1 pseudogene (running past one end of the window) is annotated in these 6,320 nt (G+C 74.0%); it reads left to right on the top strand.

The features are described 5' to 3' along the window. Window positions 1–709 precede the first annotated feature (709 nt). A pseudogene (locus FrCorBMG51_RS29685) lies at window positions 710–6,320 on the top strand (amino acid adenylation domain-containing protein) (its annotated part continues 923 nt past the right edge of the window); the annotation flags it as partial.

A 6,320-nucleotide genomic window follows, 5' to 3' on the forward strand; every position in this document is an offset into this window, starting at 1 on the left:
GCTCGGCTCCCGCGCCTGCCGGATCGACGTCGTCGGTCCGCGGCGGAGGCCGATCCGGCGGTACCCCCGGGAAGCCGGGAGCCGGGTATGGCGGGCCAGCCGTCCAATGGCCTTGCCGATCGACTGACGGTGACCGATAAAGACTGACGGTGACCGACAAGGTCAAAAGTTGGGATATGCGAACTGTTTCATCCTGGGTCGGGAAAGTTCGGTCGGACTTCTCTTTAAGTAAGGATTACTTTAGTATCTGCTCTCGTGCGTCTGGGGTTACAGCCTGAACAGGGCCCGTCTCCCGGACGCGGGTGCCATTGAAGATCAGACAGTAAAGATCAGAAAGGCAGGCCCTGGCGGTCCTGTGTCCGTCAGGGCCGCTGGTCGTGTGCCAGGAACGCCGATCGCGTGCTCGGAAGCTCACGATCGGCGGTCGATGCTGTTCGACGGCTACTGCTGCCGGACGGTCAGTGCTGTCGGGACTGCTGTGGAGGCGTGGTTATCGGTGTCCGGTAACGAAGTGGTGACCGACGTGCGGACCGCCGATGGTGGGTACGAGGAGACGGGCCAGCCGCTCTCCGGGGCGCCGGCGGGGGACGACCTGAGGGACGGGCCGGGGAGCGAGCCGGGAGGCGGACTGTCGCCGCGGGAGCGGCGGCGAATCCTCGTCGAGTGGAACGACACCGCGTGCCCGGTCCCGCCGGGGACGCTGCCCGAGATGTTCGAGGCGCAGGTGCGCCGCGACCCCGCCGCCGTGGCCCTGGTGTTCGGCACGGCCGCGCCCACCGGCACTGACAGCGGCGGCGGCACTGACACCGGCGGCGGCGCCGAGACGTCCGCNACGTCCGCCGGTGACGACACGTCCGCCGGTACCGGCACGTCCACTGTTACGAGGCTGACCTATGCGGAGCTCAACGCGCGGGCGAACCGCCTGGCCCATGCGCTGGTCGCGCGTGGCGTCGGCCCCGAGCGGGTGGTCGCGCTGGCGCTGCCCCGGTCGGCGGAGATGATCGTGGCCGAGCTCGCGGTGCTCAAGGCCGGCGGTGCCTACCTGCCGCTGGACACCGACTACCCGGCCGAACGCGTCGCCTACATGCTCGGCGACGCCGGGCCCGTCTGCCTCGTCACCACCGCGTCGCTGGAGCCCCTGGTCCCCGACGCCCCGGGCATGTCACGGCTGGTGCTCGACGACCCGGCGACCGCCGCGGCCGTGGCAGGCGCGTCCGCGGCGAATCCCACCGATGCCGACCGGCACGGGCCGCTGCACGTCCTCAACACCGCGTATGTGATCTATACCTCCGGCTCGACCGGCCGGCCCAAGGGAGTGGTGCTCTCCCACTCCGGCGTCGCCAAACTGGTCGCCACCCAGCGTGACCGGCTCGGTGTCGGCCCGCACAGCCGGGTCCTGCAGTTCGCCTCGCCCAGCTTCGACGTCGCCTTCTGGGACCTGTGCCTGGGCCTGCTCTCGGGCGGGCGGCTGGTCGTCGTCCCGGCCGAGCTGCGGGTGCCGGGCGCGCCGCTCGCGGACTACGCCCGCGAGCACGAGGTCACCTTCATGATCCTGCCGCCGGCGCTGCTGGCGGCGATGCCGGCGGACGCGGCGCTCCCGCCCGGCGCGACCCTGCTCGCCGGCACCGAGCGGGTCTCGCCGGAGCTGGTCAGGCGCTACGGCCGGGGCCGGCGGATGCTCAACGCCTACGGCCCGACCGAGGCGACGGTGAACTCCACCCTCGGTGAGTGCGATCCCGACGGCCCGTCGGAATCCACCGTGCCGATCGGGCGGCCCGACCCGGGCACCCGCGCGTACGTGCTCGACGCCCGCCTCGGCCCGATCGCGCCCGGGGCCGTCGGCGAGCTCTACCTCGGCGGCTCGGGGCTGGCCCGCGGCTACCTCGGCCGGCCGGACCTGACCGCGCAGCGGTTTGTCGCCGACCCGTTCTCCGCCGCGGGTGAACGCCTCTACCGCACCGGTGACCTGGTGCGCTGGCGCCCGGACGGCCGGCTGGACTTCGTCGGACGCGCCGACGACCAGGTGAAGATCCGCGGCTACCGGATCGAGCTCGGCGAGATCGAGTCGGTGCTGGCCAGGCACGCGTCCGTCGCGCAGGTGGCCGTCGTCGTGCGGGAGGACACCCCCGGCGTCCCCAGGCTCGCGGCGTACGTCGTCCCCTCCGTGCCGGTGGCCGCCGCGTCGGAGCCGTCGCAGCCGCCGAAGTCGTCGGAGCCAGCGCTGTCCGTGCCGGCGCCGCTGGCCCCGTCCGACGACCGGCCGGCGTGTTCGTGGGACGTGGCCACGCTGGTGAGGTCCCTACGGTCGCACGCGCGGCAGTGGCTGCCCGACCACATGGTGCCGACCGCGTTCGTGCCGCTCGAGCGCCTGCCGGTGCTGCCGAGCGGGAAGCTGGACCGCCGGGCCCTGCCGGTCCCGGACAGCCCCGTGCCGGTCTCCGGACGGCGCCCGGGCAGCGCGCGCGAGGAACTGCTGTGCGCCCTGTACGCCGAGGTGCTCGGCCTGCCGGAGGTCGGCGTCGACGACGACTTCTTCGCCCTCGGCGGCGACAGCATCGTCTCGATCCAACTGGTGGTCCGGGCCCGCCGCGGCGGCCTTGTCATCACACCGCGGCAGGTCTTCACCCACCGGACGGTCGCGGAGCTCGCGTCGGTGGCCACCGTCGCCGAGAACGTGGCCGTGGAGGCGCCGGGCGCGGGCGTGGGCGAGGTGCCGTTCACACCCATCGTCAGATGGCTGGACGAGTGCGGCGGCCCGATCGACGGCTTCAGCCAGTGGATGCTGATCACCCTGCCGGTCGGGGCGGACGGGGAGCGGATCGCCGCCGTGCTGCAGGCGCTGGCCGACCGGCACGACCTGCTGCGTTCCAGGCTGCTGCGGGCCGGGCCCGGTGCCGACGGGACGCTGCGGGTGGCGCCCGTGGGCTCGGTGCGGGCCGGCGAGTGGCTGCGCCGGGTGACCGTGGGCGAGGCGGCCGGCGACCGGCTACAGGAGATCGTCGAAGCCGCGGCCGATGACGCGTGCGCGCGGCTCGCCCCCACCGACGGGGTGATGGCGCAGGCGGTGTGGTTCGACGCGGGGGAGACCCGTCCGGGGTCGTTGCTGCTCGCGGCGCACCACGCGGTCGTCGACGGGGTGTCGTGGCGGATCCTGCTGCCGGACCTGGCCGCCGCCTGGGAGGCCGTGGCCGCCGGCCGCACCCCCGGCCCGGAGGACCTGGAGGCTGTCGGGACGTCGTTCCGCCGCTGGGCGCACCTGCTCGTGGACGAGGCGCGCCGGCCCGGGCGGGTCGCCGAGCTGCCGCTGTGGACCGACATCCTCACCGGCCCCGACCCCGCGCTCACGGCGCGGCCGCTGGACCCCGTCGGCGACCTGGCCGGCGTCGAGCGGTTGACCCTGAGGTTTCCCGTGGAACACACGCTCGCGCTGCTGACCAGCGTGCCGGCGGCGTTCCACGCCGGAGTCAACGACGTGCTGCTGACCGCGTTGGCGCTGGCGGTGCGCCAGTGGCGGCGGGACCACGGCATCGAGGACACCCGGTCGGTGCTGATCGCGCTCGAGGGGCACGGGCGGGAGGAGGAGATCGTCGAGGGTGCCGATCTCTCCCGGACGCTGGGCTGGTTCACCAGCATCTTCCCCGTCCGGCTCGACCCCGGGCCGGCCGTGCTCGACGACCTGCTCGGCGACGTCGCCGGCGACGGCCTCGGCCGGGCGCTCAAGCGGGTCAAGGAGCAGGTGCACGCCCTGCCCGACCACGGTGTCGGGTTCGGCCTGCTGCGCTACCTCAACCCCGAGACGGCCGAGGCGCTGCGGGACCTGCCCGGGCCGCAGATCAGCTTCAACTATCTCGGCCGTTTCCAGACCGACGGCGCCACAGATGTGCCCGGGACGGCCGCGCCCTGGACGGCCCTGCCCGGGTTCGGCGTGCTCGCCGGAGGCTACGACGCGGCGATGCCCGTCGCCCCGTACCCACTGGAGATCAACGCCTTTACAGAGGACCACGCCGACGGGCCGCGGCTCGGCGTCACCTGGGCCTGGCCGCGGGCGCTACTGGCCGGCACGGCGGTGCGCACGCTCGCCGAACGCTGGTTCGCCGCGCTCGGCGCGCTGGTCGCCCACGCCGCCACACCGGGGGCCGGCGGCTGGACACCGTCGGACTTCCCGCTGGTCGAGCTGACGCAGGACGACGTCGACGAGCTGGCGGCCGACGTCCCGGGCCTGGCCGACGTCCTCCCGCTGTCACCGTTGCAGCAGGGCTTCTTCTTCCACACCCTGCTCGACGAGACCTCGGCTGTGGACCGGACCTTGCCTGTGGACGGGACCTTGCCCGTGGACCGGGCCGCGCCTGTGGACACCACGCCTGTGGACAGAGCCCCTGTGGGCAGAGCGTCCGTGGACGCGGCCGTGTCGGTGGACGGGAGCGTGCTGGGGGACCGGACCGGCGACCCCGAAGACGCCGATCCGGACGTCTACATCGTCCAGGTGGTGGCCGAGCTCGCCGGCGACGTCGACGCGGACGCCCTGCGCGTGGCGGCACAGGACCTGCTGGACCGGCACGCCCCGCTGCGCGCGTCCTTCCACCAGCGGCCCGACGGGCAGGTCGTGCAGGTGATCGCCGACGGGCTGAGCATGCCCTGGCAGGTCGTCGACCTGTCACAGGTGGACGCGGCGGAACGCGCCGAGCGGGCGCGGGCGGTGGCCGCGGCCGAGTTCGCCCATCGCTTCGACCTCGCCCGGCCGCCGTTGGTACACGCCACGCTGCTGCATCTCGGCGACGGGCGCCACCGGCTACTGATCACCCACCATCACATCGTGGCCGACGGCTGGTCCGTCCCGGTCATGCTGCGTGACCTGCTCGCGCTCTACGACCCGCACCGCGGCCGGGACGCCATCGCCGGGGTGTCGGAGCGGGCGGCGCGGCTGCCCGCCGTCACCCGTTACCGCCAGTACCTGCGCTGGCTGTCCGGCCTCGAGCGGACGCAGGCCAGGCAGGCCTGGCGGGAAGCCCTCGCGGGCCTCGGCGAACCGACCCGGCTGATCGCCGACGACCAGCCGCCCGCCCGGTTCCGGGCCGGCCGGCGCGGCCTGGAGCTCCCCGAGGACGTCACCGCGGCGCTGCTCGCGCGGGCCCGCGACAACGGCCTGACCCTCGCGACGGTCGTGCAGGGCGCCTGGGGCCTGGTGCTCGGCCGGCTGCGCCGCCGCACGGACGTGGTCTTCGGCACCACCGTCTCCGGCCGGGGCGCCGACGTCGCCGGGATGGACGCGATGGTCGGCCTGTTCATCAACACCCTGCCGGTGCGGATGCGCTGGCGCGCGGACCAGCCGCTCGCGCAGGCGCTGGCCCGGCTGCAGGCCGAGCAGTCCGACCTGCTCGACCATCAGCATCTCGGCCTCGGGGAGATCCAGCGGCTGGCCGGGCTCGGTGACCTGTTCGACACCGTCGTCGTGCTGCAGAACTGCCCGATGGACGCGGACGCCACCGACCCGACGGGCACCCCGCGGGTCACCGACGTCGCCGACTTCGGTGTCGGGCACTTCCCGCTGGCCGTTCTGGTGACCCCGGGCCGGCGGCTGGACGTCCAGTTCAAGTACGACGCGGCCCGGCTCGACGACGCGACCGTCGACCGGATCGCGCGGCGGTTCGCCCAGGCGCTGCACACCCTGGCCGACGATCCCGAGCTGCCGGTGGGACGGGCCACGGTGGTGGCCCCCGACACCAGGGCCCGGGCCCTCGCGGCCCTGGCCGGTGGTGCGCTTGCCGGGGACGCGCTCGCTGGGGACGCCGGCAAGGTGTGGAGGATTCGTTCTCCACAGGTCCCGGGGGACGCGCTTGCTGTGGACACGTTCCCTGTGGACACCCCGGCCGGAGATGTGCTGACCGGGGAGGACCGCGCCCGGCCATATCCGACGCTGGTGGACGCGTTCGCGGCGAACGTCGCCCGCACCCCCGAGGCGACCGCGCTCGTGTTCGAGACGGACGCGCCCTCCTACGCCGAGCTCGACCGACGCACGACGGCGCTGGCGGCACGGCTGCGGACGCTGGGCGCGGGCCCCGAGCGGGTTGTCGCTGTCGCGGCCGCCCGGTCGGTGGAGCTGGTGGTCGCCGTCTTCGGTGTGCTGAAGACCGGCGCGGCCTATCTGCCCGTCGACGTGGACTACCCGGCGGAACGGGCGATGTTCATGGTCGCCGACTCGGGTGTGCGGGTCGTGGTGACGACCGCGGACCGGTATGCGGAGCTGCGCGACCGGCTCGCCCCGGTCGACGGCCTGCGCTGGGTCGTCCTCAGCTCCGGCGGCACTGGCGGCACCGGCGAGC

Source organism: Protofrankia coriariae (assembly GCF_001017755.1).
In the GTDB taxonomy this organism is placed as follows: domain Bacteria; phylum Actinomycetota; class Actinomycetes; order Frankiales; family Frankiaceae; genus Protofrankia; species Protofrankia coriariae.